Annotated in this window: 18 protein-coding genes; 14 read left to right on the forward strand and 4 right to left on the reverse strand. The window is 71.1% G+C overall.

Features of this window, described 5'->3' with window-relative positions; genetic code table 11:
- Window positions 1-11 precede the first annotated feature (11 nt).
- From K9S39_RS27125 to hutI, 3 genes are all read left to right on the forward strand, one after another.
- Window positions 12-1,253 carry an allantoate amidohydrolase gene (locus K9S39_RS27125; protein WP_248868983.1) on the forward strand — a complete coding sequence of 414 codons (1,242 nt, stop codon included), beginning with the start codon at window positions 12-14 and terminating at the stop codon, window positions 1,251-1,253.
- A complete protein-coding gene (locus K9S39_RS27130) occupies window positions 1,244-2,617 on the forward strand; it encodes a formimidoylglutamate deiminase (RefSeq protein WP_248865917.1) in 1,374 nt (457 codons plus the stop codon). Before K9S39_RS27125 ends, K9S39_RS27130 begins: the two co-directional genes overlap by 10 nt.
- A gap of 62 nt (window positions 2,618-2,679) precedes the next feature.
- Window positions 2,680-3,873: an imidazolonepropionase gene (gene hutI / locus K9S39_RS27135; protein WP_248865918.1), complete on the forward strand. Its 1,194-nt coding sequence runs from the start codon at window positions 2,680-2,682 to the stop codon at window positions 3,871-3,873.
- A 259-nt stretch (window positions 3,874-4,132) separates the two neighbouring features.
- Here the strand turns inward: hutI and K9S39_RS27140 are convergent, their stop codons facing one another.
- Window positions 4,133-4,945, reverse strand: coding sequence for an RNA polymerase sigma factor SigF (locus K9S39_RS27140; protein WP_406708163.1), 813 nt, complete (start codon window positions 4,943-4,945; stop codon window positions 4,133-4,135).
- A 386-nt stretch (window positions 4,946-5,331) separates the two neighbouring features.
- On the opposite strand from K9S39_RS27140, the gene K9S39_RS27145 reads away from it, so the two are divergent.
- The 6 genes from K9S39_RS27145 (at window position 5,332) to K9S39_RS27170 (ending at window position 11,089) form a co-directional block, all read left to right on the forward strand.
- A complete protein-coding gene (locus K9S39_RS27145; RefSeq protein WP_248865919.1) occupies window positions 5,332-5,700 on the forward strand; it encodes an STAS domain-containing protein in 369 nt (122 codons plus the stop codon).
- 192 nt (window positions 5,701-5,892) lie between these two features.
- On the forward strand, window positions 5,893-6,393 hold the full coding sequence (locus tag K9S39_RS27150; RefSeq protein WP_248865920.1) for an ATP-binding protein: 501 nt from the start codon (window positions 5,893-5,895) through the stop codon (window positions 6,391-6,393).
- 280 nt (window positions 6,394-6,673) lie between these two features.
- Window positions 6,674-7,378 carry an LPXTG cell wall anchor domain-containing protein gene (locus tag K9S39_RS27155; protein WP_248865921.1) on the forward strand — a complete coding sequence of 235 codons (705 nt, stop codon included), beginning with the start codon at window positions 6,674-6,676 and terminating at the stop codon, window positions 7,376-7,378.
- A 27-nt stretch (window positions 7,379-7,405) separates the two neighbouring features.
- Complete coding sequence (locus tag K9S39_RS27160; RefSeq protein ID WP_248865922.1) at window positions 7,406-8,590, forward strand: COG1470 family protein; 1,185 nt, start codon at window positions 7,406-7,408, stop codon at window positions 8,588-8,590.
- 64 nt (window positions 8,591-8,654) lie between these two features.
- Window positions 8,655-9,680, forward strand: coding sequence for a hypothetical protein (locus K9S39_RS27165; protein WP_406708164.1), 1,026 nt, complete (start codon window positions 8,655-8,657; stop codon window positions 9,678-9,680).
- 44 nt (window positions 9,681-9,724) lie between these two features.
- Window positions 9,725-11,089, forward strand: coding sequence for a hypothetical protein (locus K9S39_RS27170; protein ID WP_248868986.1), 1,365 nt, complete (start codon window positions 9,725-9,727; stop codon window positions 11,087-11,089).
- 115 nt (window positions 11,090-11,204) lie between these two features.
- Here K9S39_RS27170 and K9S39_RS27175 read toward each other — a convergent pair whose 3' ends face one another.
- On the reverse strand, window positions 11,205-12,740 hold the full coding sequence (locus tag K9S39_RS27175) for a peptide MFS transporter (RefSeq protein ID WP_248865923.1): 1,536 nt from the start codon (window positions 12,738-12,740) through the stop codon (window positions 11,205-11,207).
- 518 nt (window positions 12,741-13,258) lie between these two features.
- Between K9S39_RS27175 and K9S39_RS27180 the strand changes: the two genes are divergently transcribed.
- A complete protein-coding gene (locus K9S39_RS27180; protein WP_248865924.1) occupies window positions 13,259-13,939 on the forward strand; it encodes a response regulator transcription factor in 681 nt (226 codons plus the stop codon).
- A gap of 15 nt (window positions 13,940-13,954) precedes the next feature.
- Complete coding sequence (locus tag K9S39_RS27185; protein WP_248865925.1) at window positions 13,955-15,202, forward strand: ATP-binding protein; 1,248 nt, start codon at window positions 13,955-13,957, stop codon at window positions 15,200-15,202.
- An 84-nt stretch (window positions 15,203-15,286) separates the two neighbouring features.
- Here the strand turns inward: K9S39_RS27185 and K9S39_RS27190 are convergent, their stop codons facing one another.
- Entirely contained in the window at window positions 15,287-15,796 is a 510-nt protein-coding gene (locus tag K9S39_RS27190; RefSeq protein ID WP_248865927.1) for a GtrA family protein, read from the reverse strand.
- A 156-nt stretch (window positions 15,797-15,952) separates the two neighbouring features.
- Window positions 15,953-16,387, reverse strand: coding sequence for a protease inhibitor I42 family protein (locus tag K9S39_RS27195; protein WP_248865928.1), 435 nt, complete (start codon window positions 16,385-16,387; stop codon window positions 15,953-15,955).
- 151 nt (window positions 16,388-16,538) lie between these two features.
- Between K9S39_RS27195 and K9S39_RS27200 the strand changes: the two genes are divergently transcribed.
- From K9S39_RS27200 to K9S39_RS27210, 3 genes are read left to right on the forward strand one after another with little or no spacing between them, the layout of a single operon-like run.
- Entirely contained in the window at window positions 16,539-17,690 is a 1,152-nt protein-coding gene (locus K9S39_RS27200; RefSeq protein ID WP_406708022.1) for a 5-(carboxyamino)imidazole ribonucleotide synthase, read from the forward strand.
- Entirely contained in the window at window positions 17,687-18,226 is a 540-nt protein-coding gene (gene purE, locus K9S39_RS27205; protein WP_248865929.1) for a 5-(carboxyamino)imidazole ribonucleotide mutase, read from the forward strand. Before K9S39_RS27200 ends, purE begins: the two co-directional genes overlap by 4 nt.
- Window positions 18,223-19,410 carry a dipeptidase gene (locus K9S39_RS27210; RefSeq protein ID WP_248865930.1) on the forward strand — a complete coding sequence of 396 codons (1,188 nt, stop codon included), beginning with the start codon at window positions 18,223-18,225 and terminating at the stop codon, window positions 19,408-19,410. The genes purE and K9S39_RS27210 overlap by 4 nt, the downstream gene beginning before the upstream one ends.
- Window positions 19,411-19,438 lie beyond the last annotated feature (28 nt).

Here is a 19,438-nt window from a genome sequence, read left to right on the forward strand (position 1 = left end):
CGTTCCACGAGATGTGGGAGGAGCTGCGGCCCATCGGCCGCGACTCCTCCTCCGGGGGCTACCGCCGCTTCGCCTGGACCGGCGCGGACACCGACTGCCGTGCGTGGTTCCGGGCGCAGGCCGAGGCCCGCGGACTCGCCTACGAGCCGGACCGCAACGGCAACCAATGGGCCTGGCTCGGCGCGGCGACCTACCAGGACGTGGCCGCGGGCGACGCCGTCGTCACCGGCTCGCACCTGGACTCCGTACCGGACGGCGGCGCCTTCGACGGGCCGCTGGGTGTCGTCTCCTCCTTCGCCGCGCTCGACGAACTCCGGCGGAGGGGGGCGGAGTTCGACAAGCCCCTGGCGATCGTCAACTTCGGCGACGAGGAGGGCGCCCGCTTCGGCCTCGCCTGCGTCGGCTCCCGGCTGGCCGCCGGGGCGCTCACCGCCGAAGCGGCGCGGCAGCTGCGGGACGCGGACGGCATCACCCTGCCGCAGGCCATGGAGCGCGCCGGATACGACTCCGGGGGCATCGGTCCGGACCCCGAACGGCTCGCCAAGGTGGGAGCGTTCGTGGAACTCCACGTCGAGCAGGGGCGCGCCCTGGCGCTGTGCGACAGCGGTTCCGCTGCGGGTTCCGGCGCCCCGGTCGGCATCGCCTCCGCCATCTGGCCGCACGGCCGCTGGCGGTTCGACTTCCACGGCGAGGCCAACCACGCCGGCACCACCCGCCTGGAGGACCGCCGCGACCCGATGCTCAGCTACGCCGCGACCGTGCTCGCCGCCCGTGAGCAGGCCCGGCTGGCCGGGGCCCTGGCCACCTTCGGGAAGATCAGCGTGGAGCCGAACGGCGTCAACGCGATCCCCTCGCTGGTGCGCGGCTGGCTGGACTCCCGCGCCGCCGACCAGGACACCCTGGACACCGTCATCACGGAGATCGAGCGGGCGGCCGCCGAGCGCGCCGCGCACGACGGCGTGGACCTGACCGTCGTCCGTGAATCCTTCACCCCCGTCGTGGAGTTCCAGCACGCTCTGCGGGACGAGCTGGGCGCGATCCTCGGCAAGGCCGGGCACGGGACGGTGCCCGTCCTCGGCACCGGGGCCGGACACGACGCCGGTATTCTGTCCGGAACCGTCCCCACCGCCATGCTGTTCGTACGCAATCCCACCGGCGTCTCGCACTCGCCCGCCGAAACGGCGGCCGAGGACGACTGCGTCGCCGGTGTCACCGCACTTGCCGACGTACTGGAGGGGCTGGCGTGCCGCTGACGCCGCAGGCAACACCGACGCGGGCCACATCCACGACGTACTGGCTCGAACACGCCTGGCTCGGCACGCACGTCGAGCCGGGCGTGGCCCTGGACGTGGCAAACGGGCGGATCGCGGCCGTGCGCACGGGGGTGCCCGCACCGCCGCCCGGTGCCGTGGCCTTGCGCGGCTTGACCATTCCGGGCATGTGCAATACGCACAGTCATGCCTTCCATCGCGCGCTGCGAGGCGTCGCGCAGGTCGGCTCCGGGACCTTCTGGACTTGGCGCGACGTCATGTACAGCGTCGCCGACAAACTCACCCCCGAGAGTTACTTCCAGCTCGCCCGTGCCGTCTACGCCGAGATGGCACTGGCCGGCATCACCTGCGTCGGCGAATTCCACTACCTCCACCACGCGCCCGGCGGCACCCGCTACGACGACCCCAACGCGATGGGCGAGGCCCTCATCGCGGCCGCCGCCGACGCCGGTATCCGCATCACCCTCCTCGACACCGCCTACCTCTCCGCCGGCTTCGGCGACCCGCCCAACCGGCACCAGCTGCGCTTCTCCGACGGCACCGCCGCCGCCTGGGTCCGCCGCGCCGACGCCCTCAAGGACGGCCGCGAGCACGCCCGCATCGGCGCCGCCGTCCACTCCGTACGCGCCGTCCCCGCCGGCCAGCTGAGCACCGTCGCCGACTGGGCCCGCGAGCGGCGGGCCCCGCTGCACGTCCACCTCTCCGAGCAGACCGCCGAGAACGACGCGTGCCGCGACGCCCACGGCCGCACCCCCACCCAGCTGCTCGCCGACCACGGCGCGCTGGGCCCGCGCACCACCGCCGTGCACGCCACCCATCTCACCCCCGAGGACATCGGCCTGCTCGGCGGCACCCGCACCGGCGTCTGCATGTGCCCGACCACCGAACGCGACCTCGCCGACGGTATCGGCCCCGCCGTCCAACTCCAGGCCCACGGCAGCCCGTTGTCCCTCGGCAGCGACAGCCACGCCGTCATCGACCTGCTCGAAGAGGCCCGCGCCATGGAGCTCGACGAACGGCTGCGCTCCCGCACCCGCGGACACTGGACCGCCGCCGCCCTGCTGCACGCCGCCACCGCCGACGGTCACGCCGCCCTGGGCTGGGACGACGCGGGCGCCCTCCGGGCCGGTGCGCTCGCCGATCTCACCACCCTCGCGCTGGACTCCGTACGCACCGCCGGAGCGCCGCCCCGACTGGGCGCCGAGATGGCCGTATTCGCCGCCTCCGCGGCGGATGTGCGGCACACGGTCGTCGGCGGTCGGCACATCGTCCGCGACGGCCGGCACACGCTGCTCGCGGACGTCCCCACCGCCCTCGCCGAGTCCATCGCCGCCGTACGCGGCTGACGAGCCCGACGTCCGCCACGCCCCCCACGCGTCCGACGCCGCCGAAGGAGAACACCCCCGCGATGACGACGACCTCCGCGCCGACCACCGCCATCACCCACATCACCCAGCTCGTCACCAACGACCCCTCCCTCGGCGCAGGCCCCCTCGGTCTGATCCAGGACGCGACCGTCGTCATCGACGGCGACCGCATCGCCTGGGTCGGTGAGACAAGCAAAGCACCCGCCACTGACAACGCCGTCGACGCGGCCGGCCGCGCGGGCCTCCCCGGCTTCGTCGACTCCCACTCCCACCTCGTCTTCAGCGGTGACCGCACCGCGGAGTTCAACGCCCGGATGTCCGGCCGTCCTTACTCCGCAGGCGGCATCCGCACCACCGTCGCCGCCACCCGCGCCGCCACCGACGAGGCCCTGCACACCAACGTCGCCCGCTACCTCGCGGAGGCCCTGCGCCAGGGCACCACCACCCAGGAGACCAAGTCCGGCTACGGCCTCACCGTCGAGGACGAGGCCCGCGCGCTGCGCATCGCCGCCGCGCACACCGACGAAGTCACCTTCCTCGGCGCCCACATCGTCTCGCCCGACTACGCCGACGATCCCGACGGCTACGTCGACCTGGTCACCGGCCCGATGCTGGACGCCTGCGCCCCGCACGCCCGCTGGGTCGACGTCTTCTGCGAAAGGGGCGCCTTCGACGGCGACCAGGCGCGCGCCGTCCTCACCGCGGGCAAGGCCAAGGGCCTGACGCCGCGCGTCCACGCCAACCAGCTCGGCCACGGCCCCGGCGTCCAGCTCGCCGTCGAACTCGACGCCGCGTCCGCCGACCACTGCACCCACCTCACCCCCGAGGACATCGACGCCCTCGCCCACTCCCGGACCGTCGCGACGCTCCTCCCGGGCGCCGAGTTCTCCACCCGGGCGGAGTGGCCCGACGCGCGCCGCCTCCTCGACGCGGGCGCCACCGTCGCCCTGTCCACCGACTGCAACCCCGGCTCGTCCTTCACCAGTTCCATGCCGTTCTGCATCGCGCTGGCCGTCCGCGACATGGGGATGACGCCCGACGAGGCGGTCTGGTCGGCGACCGAAGGCGGCGCCCGCGCTCTGCGCCGTACGGACGTCGGCCGGATCACCCCCGGCGCCCGCGCCGACCTCGCACTGCTGGACGCGCCGTCTCACGTCCACCTCGCCTACCGGCCGGGCGTCCCGCTCGTAACGGATGTGTGGCGCCAGGGTGTTCGCGTCGGAGTGCGCGGCTGAGAAGTCCGAGTGCACGACTGAGAGGTCGGAGTGCACGGCTGAGAAGTCGGGCCGGCCGCCCGTAGGCGGGCCGCGCCGAGCAGCGCGGCGCGGCTGATCCGACGCACCGGACCACTTCCGGTCACGGCACCGGACCACCTCCGGCCACGGCAGACCGGCCCCACCCAGCAGAGGAGGGCCCGTCCCGAGTCACCTCGGGGCAGGCCCTCCTCTGCGCGGGCGGCTGGCGGCCAACGGGCCGGCAGTGACCGCGGTCACCTCACTCCTCGATCATCAGCCCCTTGCGGAGCCTGACGAGCGTGCGGGAGAGCAGACGGGAGACATGCATCTGAGAGATGTTCAGCTCCTCGCCGATCTCGGACTGCGTCATATTGGCGACGAAGCGCAGCGAGAGGATCTTGCGGTCGCGCGGCGGGAGTTCGGCGATCAGCGGCTTGAGCGATTCGACGTACTCAATGCCTTCGAGACCGTTGTCCTCATAGCCGATGCGGTCCGCCAGCGCGCCTTCGGTGTCGTCCTCTTCGGGCTGTGCGTCCAGCGAGCTCGCGGTGTACGCGTTGCTCGCCGCCATCCCTTCGACGACCTCGTCGTTGGTGATGCCGAGACGGTCGGCGAGTTCCTTCACCGTGGGTGCGCGGTCCAGCTTCTGCGCCAGTTCGTCGCCGGCCTTGGCCAGATCCAGACGCAGCTCCTGCAGGCGCCTCGGTACCCGCACCGACCAGCTGGTGTCGCGGAAGAAGCGCTTGATCTCGCCGACGATGGTCGGCATCGCGAACGTCGGGAACTCGACGCCACGGCTGAGCTCGAAGCGGTCGATCGCCTTGATCAGGCCAATGGTGCCGACCTGGACGATGTCCTCCATGGGCTCACTGCGGGAGCGGAAGCGGGAGGCCGCGAACTTCACCAGGGCGAGATTGAGTTCGACCAGCGTGTTGCGGACGTACGCGAATTCGTGGGTGCCTTCCTCCAGCGTTTCCAGACGCTCGAAGAGGGTTTTGGACAAAGCCCTCGCGTCCACCGGACCCACCTCGTCGAACGGCGGGATGTCGGGCAGACCCTCGATCTCGGGCATTCCCACGAAATCGGATTCGGCGGGGATGATCTGGGAAGGGATGTGTCCGGTCGGGTCGGACGGGGGTGTCGACGATGCGTGCTGCCGGAAGTGTTCGGTGCGCAATTCGTCGAGCCGGGGTGACATGGTCTCCTCCATCGTTCTCGGCATATGGCTGCCGATGCCTCTACGCGAAGCTACGGTGTGCGGCGCCTCCGAAGCCGGCCGTTTCGAATGTGTCCTTCTACGCCTACCTGGGTTTGCCGGAAGATGGCAAGTGCGGGTTGTCCGTATTTCGTGCAATATACGGATTGTTCAGCTACCCGTGAGCGTCATGAAGGCGTAGGGTTTACCGAGCGCAGTCGTAAGCAAATCAGTCGCCGAGACAGCAAGAGGGGTGCGCGCGCATGGGCCGCGGGACGGTCGGCAGTGCAAGCCAGGGCCGGCTACACGTCGCGATCCGGCATCACGGCGCCAGTGCGATCGTGACCGCCGCGGGTGAGCTCGATCACCACACCGCCGATTTGTTGCGTGAATCACTTGAGGGGTGCGTGGACGAGGGGTATGCACGCCTCGTAGTGGATTGCTCACCCCTTGAGTTCATGGACTCCACCGGACTGAATGTGCTGCTCGGCGCACGCCTGAAAGCGGAGGCCGCGGGGGGCGGAGTCCATCTGGCCGGGATGCAGCCGGTGGTTGCCCGGGTCTTCGAGATCACTGGCGCGGAGGCGGTTTTCACGGTGCACGACTCGCTCACAGAGGCACTCGCCGACTGACGTGACAGCAGTATCCGGAAGTGTTCATTCCGGGCACGTAGTACGTGTCACAACTTCCGTACCCAAGAAGTGGGTGTTCTCACGGTCCGCTCGGGCAGGAGACACCTGAATCCGTTTGAATCAGTCAGTAATCCGTTTCCGTGAGCAGGTATCTGTCTCCGTGAACAGGCGAATCGGTGAGGTGAAGCGCTGATGAGCACCACCCGGCCGTACCCGCCGGGCGACCTCGGCCCGGACCCGGGCAACGCCGGTGCTTCCGCCGCCGCTCCGGCCACCGCCCCGTTGGGGCAGGTCCGCCGGCTGCGCCTGGCAGGCACCCGAGGCGCCGTCGCGCGCGCCCGCGACTTCGCCCGGCAGGCCCTGCACGACTGGGGCTGGCTGCCGGCCGTCGGCGGCGACCAGCGCGCCGCGGCCGAGGATGTGCTGCTCGTCGTCTCCGAACTGGTCACCAACGCCTGCCTGCACGCCGAAGGGCCGGAGGAACTGCGGCTGCGCTGTACCGCCAAGGTGCTGCGGCTGGAGGTCGGCGACCTCGGCGCGGGGGCGCCGGCGCCGCGCAGCCCGCACCGCCCCGGGCGTCCCGGCGGCCACGGCATGTTCATCGTTCAGCGCCTCTGCCTGGACTGGGGCGTCGTGCGCAACCCGGACGGCGCGGGGAAGACCGTCTGGGCGGAGCTCGCCGCACCGTCCTGAAGGGCGGGGAGCCGGCGGAACTCCGGCGCGGGCCTCCGGGCCCGCGCTGTGTCGTGCGCGCGCCCTGCCGTGTCGTCGTATGCGCGCCCTGCGGTCACAGCAGACCGGCCCCACCCACTGCCGTGTTGTCGTGTGCGCGCCCTGCCGTGCGCCGGCCGGTCTGGACATCGGGGCTGTTCTTTGCCTTCCCTCGGCAAGGCCCCGGGCGTACCTTGAGCGCCCAATCTGATGTGCCGTCAGCAACATCCGGCGGTGCGTCCCGGGAGAAGGAGAACTCAAGGTGGCCCGCTTCTGCGAACAGTACGGCAGGCGCGCGCGCCGGGCGGCCGGCCTGGCCGCCGCCGTGGCGATGACGGCGGGGTCCGCGGTGATGCTCACCGCACCGGCCGCGCACGCCGAGGTCGTCGACGTCGACTACCAGTGCAAGACGCCGATCGGCAGCAAGGGCGCGATATCGCCCATCGACATCAAGGGCACCCCCAGCGGGGGTGCGTACAAACTCGTCATGTCCTTCCAAAAGGGTGTCTCCTCCAGCCCTGTGGAACTGGGGAAAGGTGCGATGAAGCCCACCGCGCTGATCCGGCTGGGCGGCGCGGAGAACGGTACGGTGCCGGTCGCCGGGCCCGCCAACGACAAGGCGATACCGGCCAACACCCCCATCAAAATCAGCGACTTGAGCGGTACGTACACACCCAAGGCCAGCGGCAAGGTCACCTTCACGGCCGCCACGCTCACCATCAAGGCCCTGGGGACGACCACCACCTGCACCCCTCGCAACAACCCCAAACCCTCGCTCACCCTGGACGTCAAGGGATCCGGCAGCACGGGCGGTGCGGCCACGGGCGGCTCCTCCGGCGGACAGCTGCCGCAGACCGGACCCGCCGACTCCGCCATCGCGCTGGGCACGCTCGGTGGCACGGTGCTGCTGGCCGGTACGGCGGGCGTGCTCTGGCTGACCCGCCGCACCGGGCAGCAGCGGGCCTGACGCGGGGACGCCCCCAAGGAGCCGCCGATGCCGTTCCGTACGCGTGCAACGGTCCTGGGCACGGTCCTCGCGACCGCCGCGGTGCTGCTGTGCCCCGCCGCGGCCGTGGCCCTGGCCCGCCCCGACGCCGCTCCGGCCACCGCGTCGGCACCGGACTGGTCCCTCGCGCCCGCCCCAGGCGACGGGGCCCGGCCGGGGCCGCAGGACCGCCCGTACTTCTATCTGGAGGGCGCGCCCGGCACCGTCATGAACGACCGGCTGACCCTCAGCAATCCCTCCGGGCGGTCCGTCACCGTACGGCTGCGCGGCACGGACGCCGGTTCGTGGATCGTGCTCGCGGCGCAGCAGGTCAAGGTGCCCCCGCGGACGCGCGCGAGTGTGCCGTTCTCGGTGACCGTTCCGGGGGACGCGGTTCCCGGTGACCACCCCGGGGAGATCACCGCGACCGGTGAGAGCGGAGACGGCGGGCGGAACGGGCGGTCCCGGGTGCGGGTTCATCTGCGGGTGACCGGGCCGAAGCTGTCCGCGCTGACGGTCGAGCAGGTGACGGTGAGCGGGCGGGGGAGTGCAGCGGTGATCCGGTACGCGCTGGTCAACCGGGGCAACACGGTGCTCAGACCGCGCCTCGCGGTGCGCGCCGACGGCCTGTTCGGCCCGGTGCTGCGCCGTGCCGCCCGCACCCTGCCAGTCGAACTGCGGCCCGGGGAGCGCGTCGACCGCACCGAGACCTGGCCCGATCCGCCGGGGCTGGACGCGGTGGAGGTACGGCTCACGGCTACGGCGGAGGGCGGGGCGCAGGGAGCGGCCACGGCCAGCTACACCCCGGTTCCGTGGGGCGGGGTCGCGGGGATGGGGGTTGTTCTGGTGGTGGGCGGGGGTGGCTGGGTTGTCGTACGGCGGCGGGGGAGGGCAGGGGCCGCGGATGCGGTGGGGGCGGTCCCGGACGCGGTGGGTGCGGAGGCTGAGGACAGGGGCGGTGTCGGCGGGGGAGGCGACAGCGGGGGCAGTCGGCCCGTCGGCGGTGACATGGCCAATGGCGTACGGGAACTGGCGAACGCGAGGACGGGAACCGGGACAGGCACCAGGACGGGAACGGGGACAGGCGCCAGGGCCGGAACCAGGACAAGCGCCAGGACGGGAACCAAGAAGGGAACCAAGAAGGGAACCAAGAAGGGAACCAAGGCGGGGTCAGGGGGCGATCGTGAGCGGTGAGATGGATCTGTCGACGGTCCTCATCGGAGCCGCGGTCGCGGTGCTCCGCTGCAGGCGACGCGTCATGGCCGGGCTCGCCCTGTGCGCGGCCGTTGTGCTGGCCTTGGTGCCGGGGACAAGCGCGTCGGCAACCAACGTTTCCATGGCCGACGTCGCCGCAGCCAAGGTCTCCGTGACCGACGTCTCCGCGGCCGACGGGCCCTCCGTACACGTCTCCAAGAAGGAGGCGGGCAAGGGCGGCACCGTCACCGTGACCGGGCGCGGCTGGCGGCCCCGGACGCTGCTCACCCTGCTGATCTGCGGGCAGAACATGATCGGCGGCACCAACGCCTGCGCCAACGGTGACGGACGGGCCGTCACCACCGACGCGCACGGCGCCTTCCGCAAGAGCCTCCCGGTGGCCGAGCCGCCGAAGCCCTGTCCGTGTGTGGTGCATGTGGCGACCGTGACCGGCGCGCCCGACGCCGCGGACGCCGTGTTCAAGGTGGCGGGCCACCCCGTCGCGCCGCTGCCCAAGGAGCGCACCGGCGGACGGCTGGCGGTGGTCGCCCCACCGCGGCTTGAGGGCAGCAGCGGCCTGCTGACCTGGTTCGGCGCCCCGCCGCAGCGCGAGCTGGCGGTCATGGTCGGCAATCCCGGCCCGGCGCCGGCCAAGGACCCGGTCTTCCAGGTGGGCACCTCGCACGGTGTGTTCGCGCCCGAGTGGGAGGAGCAGCAGTGGCGGGGGACCGTACCCGCCGGGAAGAAGGCCGAGGTCAGGCTGCCGGTGGAGCTGGCGGCCGGTGCGCACGGGGACTATCTGGTCTCCCTCAAGTACGGCGGCAAGGTCCTGGTGGAGCAGCCGTGGGGGGTCGGCATGCCGTGGGGCGTGACGCTCTTCTGGCTGCTGCTGTGTGTGGTCGTTCCGACGGCGGTGTTCCGCATCGGGATGGCGCTCGTGAACCGCGTACGTCCACGTCGTACGACGGCCACCGCCCACAGCCGTACGAGGACCACCGGTGAGCCCGCCGTGCTGCCCTGGTTCACCCCGGACACCGCACCGTCCACCACCACATCAACCGAGCGACCGACGTCGAAAGGTTCTGCGTGATGACGCTGATGAGACTGATGAGGCTGATGAAGCCGATGACGTTGATGGGACAACGGAAGAGCGCGGGTCCGGCCTCGGTGGCCGCGCTCGCGCTCGCGGGTGCGGGCGTCATCGCCGTGGCGGGGCCCGCCCAGGCGGCGGAAACGGCGTACCGGACGGAGTGTCTGCCGCCGCCGATCTCGGGGCTGCCGCCGGTCCAGGGCACCACGAAGGTGGAGGTCAGCGCGCCCGCGACGGCGAAGGTCGGCGAGGAGATCGAGGTGGTGTGGAAGACCGTCGAGGCGGCCTCGAAGAACCCCGACATCCTCGACCTGGCGGAGGACACCGTCCAGCCGACCGGCACGATCAAGGTGGCCGGGGCGCAGGCCGGGGAGCTGGCGATGCGGGGAGCGCGGGAGAATCCGCCGATTCCGAAGAACAGCCCGATGAAACTGTCCGATATGAAGGGGAAGTTGAAGCTGGAGGAGCCGGGTGAGGTCACTCTGACGCCCGGCTTCTACAACATCAACGTCAACAAGCCGATCTCCACGGACACCAAGTGCTCGCCCAAGGAGGAGGTGCGGCCCGCGGTCACCATCACGGTGACCGACGGTGGCGGGGACACGGGCGGGTCGACCGGCGGCACCGACGGAGGCGCGACCTCCGGGGGCGGCACCACCGGAGGCCCGACAGGAGGCACCACCGGAGGCACCGACGGCGGCTCGACAACCGCCGGAACCGGTGGCTCCGGTGGTGACCCCGACGGCACCTCGTACCAGGGCAAGGAGGTGAAGGTCCCCTACGCCTGCAAGACCCCCATCGGCGACAAGAAGGCGACCTCGCCGGTCCGGATCAAAGCGGTGAAGAAGGGCGGCGGTTACGACCTGACGGTGAGGTTCGGCAAGTCCGTCATGGACAGCCCGGCGGACATCCCCGAGGACTCGGTCAAGCCGTCGATGGATGTCGAGGTGGGCGGCGCGGACAAGGGGACGGTCAAGGTCGAGGGACCGACGAACCCCGAGCCCATCAAGTCGGGCGATCCGATCGAGATCCCCGACCTCAAGGGCACGTACAAGCCAGGCGCCGACGGCAGGACGACGCTGACCCCGGGCGTGCTCACCGTCGACGCCCTCGGGACGACCACGACCTGCACTCCGGAGAAGGACCCGGGCGTCTCGCTCGCGCTGGACACCTCGGCCCAGCCGGGCGGCACGTCCGGCGGCACATCGGGCGGTTCGCCGGGCGGCGCGGCCTCCGGCGGCAGCGCGGCGGGACCGGCCAGCGCCTCGGGCGGCAGCGGCGGCGGCCTGGCCGAGACCGGGGCAACCGGCCACGGCGACCTGATCGCGCTCGGCCTGGTCGGCGGCACCGTCATCCTGCTCGGCGGCGCAGTCGTCACGTTCACCCCGTGGCGGAGGCTGCGCGGCTAGGACCGGCAAGGGCGCGGAGTACGAGCAAGGGCCCGCCACAAGCAGGGCCGGCACAAGCAAGGGCCCGGCACGCGCAACGTGCCGGGCCCTTCCGTGGAGACGGACGGTGCTCGCGTCAGCGGACGTCGCCCATAAGCGCGACGATCTTCTTGCGGGACAGGTAGATCGCGAAACCGGCCAGCACCGCCATCCCGGCCTCGGCGGCCAGCACCGGGGGACCGCTCAGGTCCGCGCCGGCGGTGGAGAGCAGGCTGGTGATGCAGTCGCCCGCGGTGACGGCCAGGAACCACACGCCCATCATCTGGCCGGCGTACTTCTGCGGCGCCATCTTGGTGGTCACCGACAGGCCGACCGGGGACAGGCACAGCTCGCCGATGGTCTGGATCAGATAGATGGACAGCAGCCACATCGGGCTGACCTTCGAACCGTCCTCGGCCATCATCATCGGGATGATGAAGACGAAGAACGAGACGCCGATGAAGAACATCGCCATCGAGAACTTCACCGTGGTGCTCGGCTCGCGGTCGCGGTCGCGGCGCGCCAGCCACAGCCACACCCAGGCGAACACCGGGGCGAGGGCCATGACCCACAGCGGGTTGACCGACTGGAACCACGAGGACGGGAAGCTCAGCCCGAAGACCTGGCCGTCCGTCTTCGTCTCGGCGAAGACGGACATCGTCGAGCCCGCCTGGTCGAAGATCATCCAGAACACCGCGGCGGCCACGAAGAACCAGATGTAGCCGCTGACCTTGGTCTGCTCGGTGTCGCTCAGCTCCCGGTCGCGCTTGATGCGTGCCAGGACCGTGATCGGAATGATCAGGCCGAGCAGGGCGAGCGGGATCAGCGCCCAGTTCAGGGTGAAGTGACCGGAGAAGCCGACGATGCCGTAGAACACCGCGGCGATGGCGGCCCAGATCAGGCCCTTGCGCAGCCACGAGGCGCGCTCCTCCGCCCGCAGCGGGGTCGGCACGACGCTGGACTGCGGGCTGAGGTGGCGGGTGCCGATCAGGAACTGCGTCAGGCCCAGCGCCATGCCGAGCGCCGCCAGCGCGAAGCCCAGGTGCCAGTTGACGCTCTGGCCGACGGTGCCGATGACCAGCGGCGCGGCGAAGGCACCGATGTTGATGCCCATGTAGAAGATGGTGAAGCCGCCGTCCCGGCGCGGGTCCTGGGGACCGTCGTAGAGGTGGCCGACCATCGTCGACATGTTGGACTTCAGCAGGCCCGAGCCCATCGCGACCAGCGCCAGACCCGCGAAGAACCCGGCCTGACCCGGTACGGCCAGCAACAGGTGGCCGGACATGATGACACCCGCCGAGATGGCGACGCTCTTCCGCGGTCCCCAGATGCGGTCGCCGATCCAGCCGCCGGGCATGGCCAGCAGGTAGACCATCGCCACATAGACGGAGTAGATGGCCGCGGCGGTGCCCTTGTCCATCGCCAGGCCGCCGCCCTGGGCGGCCTTGTCGGCGTCCGGGCCGCCGGAGATCAGATAGAGCACGAGCAGGGCGCGCATGCCGTAATAGCTGAAGCGCTCCCACATCTCGGTCATGAAGAGAGTGGCCAGTCCGCGTGGGTGGCCGAAGAAGGTTTTGCCGCCGTCTGCAGGGGTTCCCTGCTGGGCGGAGCCCTTCGTCAGGCTGGACGCCATGGAAGATTCCTTGGTCTGCTGGGGGCGCGTGCGCAAGGCGCGCCCGTGTGGGGGTGACCGGCACCGGTGTAGTCATGCCCGCCCCCCCACGTCCGGGGGTTCGGCACCACGCGAAGGCGGCGCCGGGCAGGGCGGTCGTACACAGGGATCCACGCCCCCCGTGCTGCGCGCGCGGCGGACCCGGTCGTCAGGTCAATCACTGTGCTCAGGCCCGGTGGTGCCGGCCCTGCACACAACAGGGACCGATGACGCCAGTTAAGAGTCACGGTCCCGGAGTTGTGCGGCGGACGTCGGGACACCATACGTCCCGTTAACGCGGCACAGGAACCGATGAGACAACGGTCACATTACGAGGGGGAACCGTTCGGCCACCCCGGCGCGGCACCCTTCGATACCGCCCGCCACACGGACCACAGAGGGACCGCAGCTCACGGCCGTGATCACGCCGAAACGGTCCGTCGTGCCCCATCCGCGCAGCGCCGCCCCTTGGGCCTGATACATCGGTCTACCATCGGGCCATGACCCGTGTACTGCTCGCCGAGGATGACGCGTCCATCTCGGAGCCGCTCGCCCGCGCTCTGCGCCGCGAGGGTTACGAGGTCGAGGTGCGCGAGGACGGCCCCGCGGCGCTCGGCGCCGGTCTCCAGGGCAATATCGACCTGCTCGTGCTCGACCTGGGCCTGCCCGATATGGACGGCCTGGAGGTCGCCCGCCGGCTGCGCAACGAAGGCCACTCCTTCCCCATCCTGGTGCTGACCGCCCGCGCCGACGAGGTGGACACCGTCGTCGGCCTGGACGCCGGAGCCGACGACTACGTCACCAAACCCTTCCGCCTCGCCGAACTCCTCGCCCGCGTACGGGCGCTGCTGCGCCGCGGTGCCGGTGCCGAGCCCCAGCAGCCGCCCGCCACCCACGGCGTACGGATCGACGTGGAGTCGCACCGCGCGTGGATGGGGGACGAGGAACTCCAGCTCACGGCAAAGGAGTTCGACCTGCTGCGGGTCCTGGTGCGGGACGCCGGCCGGGTCGTCACCCGGGACCAGCTGATGCGTGAGGTCTGGGACACCACCTGGTGGTCGTCCACGAAGACGCTGGACATGCACATCTCCTGGCTTCGCAAGAAGCTCGGCGACGATGCCGCCAACCCCCGCTTCATCGCCACCGTCCGCGGTGTCGGCTTCCGATTCGAGAAAAGCTGAAAGAGCCTGCAGCCTGTGCGCCGTCGCCTGATCAATTCCACCCTCGCCGTGGTGCTTGTGGTGATCGCCGTCTTCGGCCTCTCGCTGGTCGTCGTCGAGACCCGCACGATCCAGTCGGGCGCGCAGGAGAGTGTGGCGTCCGAGGCGGTCCGACTGGTGGGGACCGTGGAGAGCCGGCTGAGCAGCGGCGAGAAGATCACTCCGGACGTCCTCTCCGAGCAGATCACCGCGAACCGCTATGCCGAGATCAAGGTGCCGGGCAAGCCGCCGATCGAGATCGGGGAACGGCCGTCGGACGAGGTCATCGAGTCGCATGCCGACGGCGAGCGCGGCGAGTCGGTCACCGTCCAGGAGTCCCGCTCCACGGTCAGCGCGGAGATCGGCCGGACGCTGCTGGTCATCCTGGCCGTCGCACTGCTGGCGGTCGCCGCCGCGGTCATTCTGGCCGTCCGCCAGGCCCGCCGGCTGACCGCGCCGCTCACCGACCTCGCCGAGACCGCCGAGCGGCTGGGCTCCGGCGATCCCCGCCCGCGCCACCGCCGCTACGGCGTACAGGAGCTGGACCGGGTCGCGGATGTGCTGGACGCCAGCGCCGAGCGGATCGCCAGGATGCTGACGGCCGAGCGCCGGCTGGCCGCCGACGCCTCGCACCAGCTGCGGACGCCACTGACCGCGCTGTCCATGCGGCTGGAGGAGATCACCGTCACCCACGACCCGGAGACGGTCAAGGAGGAGGCGACGATCGCGCTGGGCCAGGTGGACCGGCTCAGCGATGTCGTCCAGCGGCTGCTCACCAACTCCCGCGACCCCCGTACCGGCTCGGCGGTGGCCTTCGACCTCGACGAGATCGTCAAGCAGCAGATCGAGGAGTGGCGTCCGGCCTACCGCAGCGCGGGGCGGGCCGTCGTCCGCTCCGGGACGGAGGATCTGCGGGCGGTCGGCACGCCCGGCGCGGTCGCCCAGGTGCTGGCCACCCTGATCGAGAACTCGCTGATGCACGGCGCCGGCACGGTCGCGCTGCGCACCCGCGTCACGGGAAATCAGGCGGTCGTCGAGGTCAGCGACGCCGGCCCCGGGGTGCCGCCGGACCTCGGCTCGCGGGTCTTCGAGCGGACGGTCTCCGGACGTAACTCCACGGGGCTGGGGCTCGCCGTCGCCCGCGATCTGGCGGAGGCGGACGGCGGGCGGCTGGAGCTGCTCCAGCAGTATCCGCCGGTCTTCGCGCTGTTCCTGGCCAGGGAGGCCGAACACAGCGAGGGCTGAACCGCGAACGCAGCGAGGGAGGGCTGAGCCGAACACAGTGGGCGCTGAGGCGCGTACGGCTCCCCGCGCAGCGGAACCGTGCCCCTACCACCGGGAGGTGCTGCGCGACCGCTCGGAGTCGTCGGCGAGGAAGGACTCGGCGCTCACCACGGCCTCCCGCGCGGGCAGCGTACGGAAGACCCAGGTGCGGTAGGACCAGAAGCGGAACAGCGTGGCGACGCCGATGCCGAGGAACTTGAAGAAATTGCTCTGCAGCGGGCTGTCCCAGTCGAACCCGTAGGTCGCCGTGTAGAGGATGCCGTTCTCGATGACCAGGCCGACCACGCTGAACAGCAGGAAGAGGGAGAGTTCCCGGGTGCGGCCCCGCTTGTCGCGCTCGCGGTAGGTGAAGTAGCGGTAGCCGAGGTAGTTGGTGCCGGTCGCGATGACCGTCGCGATGATGCTGGCCCGGACGACGGGGATCTCGGTCAGGTGCCGTACGAGGTTGAACACCACGAAGTTCACGACGACCCCGGCGCCGCCGACCGCACCGAACTTCACCACTTCCCGTGTGAGCGCCTCCAGCCTGGACCGCAGCGCGCTCCGTTCACTCATGGTGATGGTTCAGCTCCCCGACGTGGGCGAATTCGCGGCCGTCAACGCTGGTCCGCTCCCTCATGCTAACCAGCGGCGGAAGGCGCCGCCCGCCACCCGATGACTCCGGCCGGACGCCGCCCCGCAGGCCCTTCCGCGGCCCGGACCGGGGCCGGGTCAACGGACCGTGACGCGGAAGTTGAGGCTCTGCGCGCCGGCTTCCTCGGCGGCTCCGGCGGCGCACCGGCGGCAGCGCACCAGCCGCAGATCCGTACGCCCGGCGTGCACCGCCCGGAAGTCGAGATAGCGGGAGCCGCCCGATCCGGAGGGCGGCGGCTCGTCCGGGTCGGCACGCTGGCCGGCGGCCTTCAGGACGGCCGGGTCGGGGCGGGGGGCGGCGATGATCCAGCGGTAGCCGTCGGCGGAGTCGCCCGCGACCTGTACGGTGAAGCGGTCGCCGGCCTCGACGGAGATCTCGGTGTCGTCCGCGTCATAGACCTCCGGCCCGGACAGCTGACTGATCACCGAGTGCGCCGCGATCAGGAGTGTGGCGATCGCCACGGCGATCACCAGCAGCCTGGTGTTGATCCTCGGTATGCCGCTGCCACCCATGGGGCCTCCCCGCCCTTCGCCGAGCCCCCGCCGACCCTGACCCTAGCCACCCTTGCCGATCTTCAGCGGAAGGATGGGTGAACATCGGCACTTGGAGGTTCGTCCAAGTGCGAGGGTCGGGGCAGTTCCTCCGTGCGGCTACCCTGGGGGCGTGACGTTCCCGGTAGTCGGCATGGTCGGCGGCGGCCAGCTCGCCCGTATGACCCACGAGGCGGGTATCCCCCTCGGCATCAAGTTCAAGCTCCTCAGCGACACCCCGCAGGACTCGGCGGCCCAGGTGGTCAGCGACGTCGTCATCGGCGACTACCGCGACCTGGACACGCTGCGCGCCTTCGCCCGTGGCTGCGATGTGCTCACCTTCGATCATGAGCATGTGCCCACGGAACACCTGCGTGCGCTGGAGGCGGACGGGATTCCCATCCGCCCCGGCCCCGACGCGCTGGTGCACGCCCAGGACAAGGGGGTGATGCGGGCCAGGCTCGATGCGATCGGCGCTCCCTGCCCGCGGCACCGCATCGTCTCCGACCCGGAGGACGTCGAGCGCTTCGCGGCCGAGGGGGACGGCTTTCCGGTGGTCCTCAAGACCGTCCGCGGGGGCTATGACGGCAAGGGTGTATGGCTCGTGCGATCCTCCAAGGAGGCCGCGGAGCCGTTCCTCGCGGGAGTGCCCGTTCTCGCCGAGGAGAAGGTCTCCTTCGTCCGGGAACTGGCCGCCAATGTCGTCCGCTCGCCGCACGGCCAGGCCGTCGCGTATCCGGTCGTCGAGTCGATCCAGGTCAACGGCGTCTGCGACACGGTGATCGCCCCGGCGCCCGGACTGGCCCCGCGGCTGTCCGCCGAGGCGCAGCGGCTCGCCCTGCGGATCGCGGACGAGCTGGAGGTCGTCGGGCATCTCGCCGTCGAGCTGTTCGAGATCCGCGACGCGGACGGCGAGCCCGCGGTCCTCGTCAACGAGCTCGCCATGCGCCCGCACAACTCAGGCCACTGGACCCAGGACGGCGCGATCACCTCGCAGTTCGCCAACCACGTCCGCGCCGTCCTCGACCTCCCGCTCGGTGATCCGCGCCCGCGCGTCACCTGGACCGTGATGGCCAATGTGCTCGGCGGCGACTATCCGGACATGTATGCCGCGTACCTGCATTGCATGGCACGCGATCCGCAGTTGAAGATTCACATGTACGGCAAGGACGTGAAGCCGGGCCGCAAGGTCGGACACGTCAACACCTACGGCGACGACCTGGACGACGTGCGCGAGCGCGCCGCGCACGCCGCCGGCTATCTGCGAGGAACGATCACCGAATGACTTCCCCCGCGAACCCCGTCGTCGGCGTCGTCATGGGCTCCGACTCCGACTGGCCCGTCATGGAAGCCGCCGCCAAGGCCCTCGACGAGTTCGAGATCCCCTACGAGGTCGATGTCGTCTCCGCGCACCGCATGCCGCGCGAGATGATCACCTACGGCGAGGACGCCGCCGGCCGCGGCCTGAAGGCGATCATCGCGGGCGCCGGCGGAGCCGCCCACCTCCCCGGGATGCTCGCCTCCGTCACCCCGCTGCCGGTGATCGGCGTCCCCGTCCCGCTGAAGTACCTGGACGGTATGGACTCGCTGCTGTCCATCGTGCAGATGCCGGCCGGAGTGCCGGTCGCCACCGTCTCCGTCGCCGGGGCCCGTAACGCCGGGCTGCTCGCCGCCCGCATCCTCGCCGCCCATGACCCCGAACTCCTCGGCCGGATGCGGGAATTCCAGCAGGAGCTCAACGACCAGGCCACCGAGAAGGGCAAGCGGCTGCGCAACAAGGTCGCCACCCCCAACGGCTTCGGCTTCGGCGGCGGCAAGTGAATGCCTTCGAGGCGGCCGCGCGGGAGCTGCTCGCCCAGTGGCCCGTCGTCGACGGCCACAACGATCTGCCGTGGGCGCTGCGCGAACAGGTCCGCTACGACCTCGACCGCCGTGACATCGCCACCGACCAGTCCGCGCATCTGCACACCGACCTGCCCCGGCTGCGGGCCGGTGGCGTCGGCGCCCAGTTCTGGTCGGTGTACGTACGGTCCGACTTCGCGGGCGACACGGCGGTCAGTGCCACCCTCGAACAGATCGACGCGGTAGGGGAGTTGGTGGCCCGCTACCCCGACCAGCTGCGTCTCGCGCTCACCGCCGACGCCATGGAGGCGGCCCGCGCCGAGGGCCGGATCGCCTCCCTCATGGGCGCCGAGGGCGGCCACTCCATCAACAACTCACTGGCCACCCTGCGGACCCTGCACCGGCTCGGCGTCCGCTATCTGACGCTCACCCACAACGACACCATCGACTGGGCGGACTCCGCCACCGACGAGCCGCGCCACCAGGGCCTGACCGCCTTCGGCGAGGAGGTCGTCAGGGAGATGAACCGCTGCGGGATGCTGGTCGACCTCTCGCACACCTCGGCCGACACCATGCGCGACGCACTGGGCGTCAGCACCGCGCCGGTGATCTTCTCGCACTCCTCCGCCCGCGCCGTCTGCGACCATCCGCGCAATGTCCCCGACGACGTCCTGGAGCGGCTGGCCGCCAACGGCGGGCTCGCGATGGCCACGTTCGTGCCGAAGTTCGTGCTGCCCGAAGCGGTCGCGTGGACGCTGCGCGCGGACGAGAACATGCGCGCCCACGGCCTGCAACCCCTCGACACGACCGAGGCCGGCAGGAGGGTCCAGCGGGCCTTCGAGGCCGCCAACCCGCGGCCCAAGGCCACCGCGGCCACCGTCGCCGACCACCTCGACCATATGCGTGAGGTCGCCGGCGTCGACCACATCGGCATCGGCGGCGACTTCGACGGCACCGCCTTCACCCCGGACGGCCTGGCCGATGTCGCGGGCTACCCGAACCTGATCGCCGAATTGCAAGGCCGCAACTGGTCGACGGCCGATCTCGCCAAACTCACCTGGCAGAACGCGGTCCGTACGCTGCGCGACGCCGAGGACGTGGCCCGTGCGGAGCAGCGCCGGCGCGGCCCGTCGCACGCCACGATCGAGCAGCTGGACGGCTGATCCCGCGGCCCGATGGCGCACCGGCGGA

Origin of the sequence: Streptomyces halobius (assembly GCF_023277745.1) — a bacterium.
Classification (GTDB): domain Bacteria; phylum Actinomycetota; class Actinomycetes; order Streptomycetales; family Streptomycetaceae; genus Streptomyces; species Streptomyces halobius.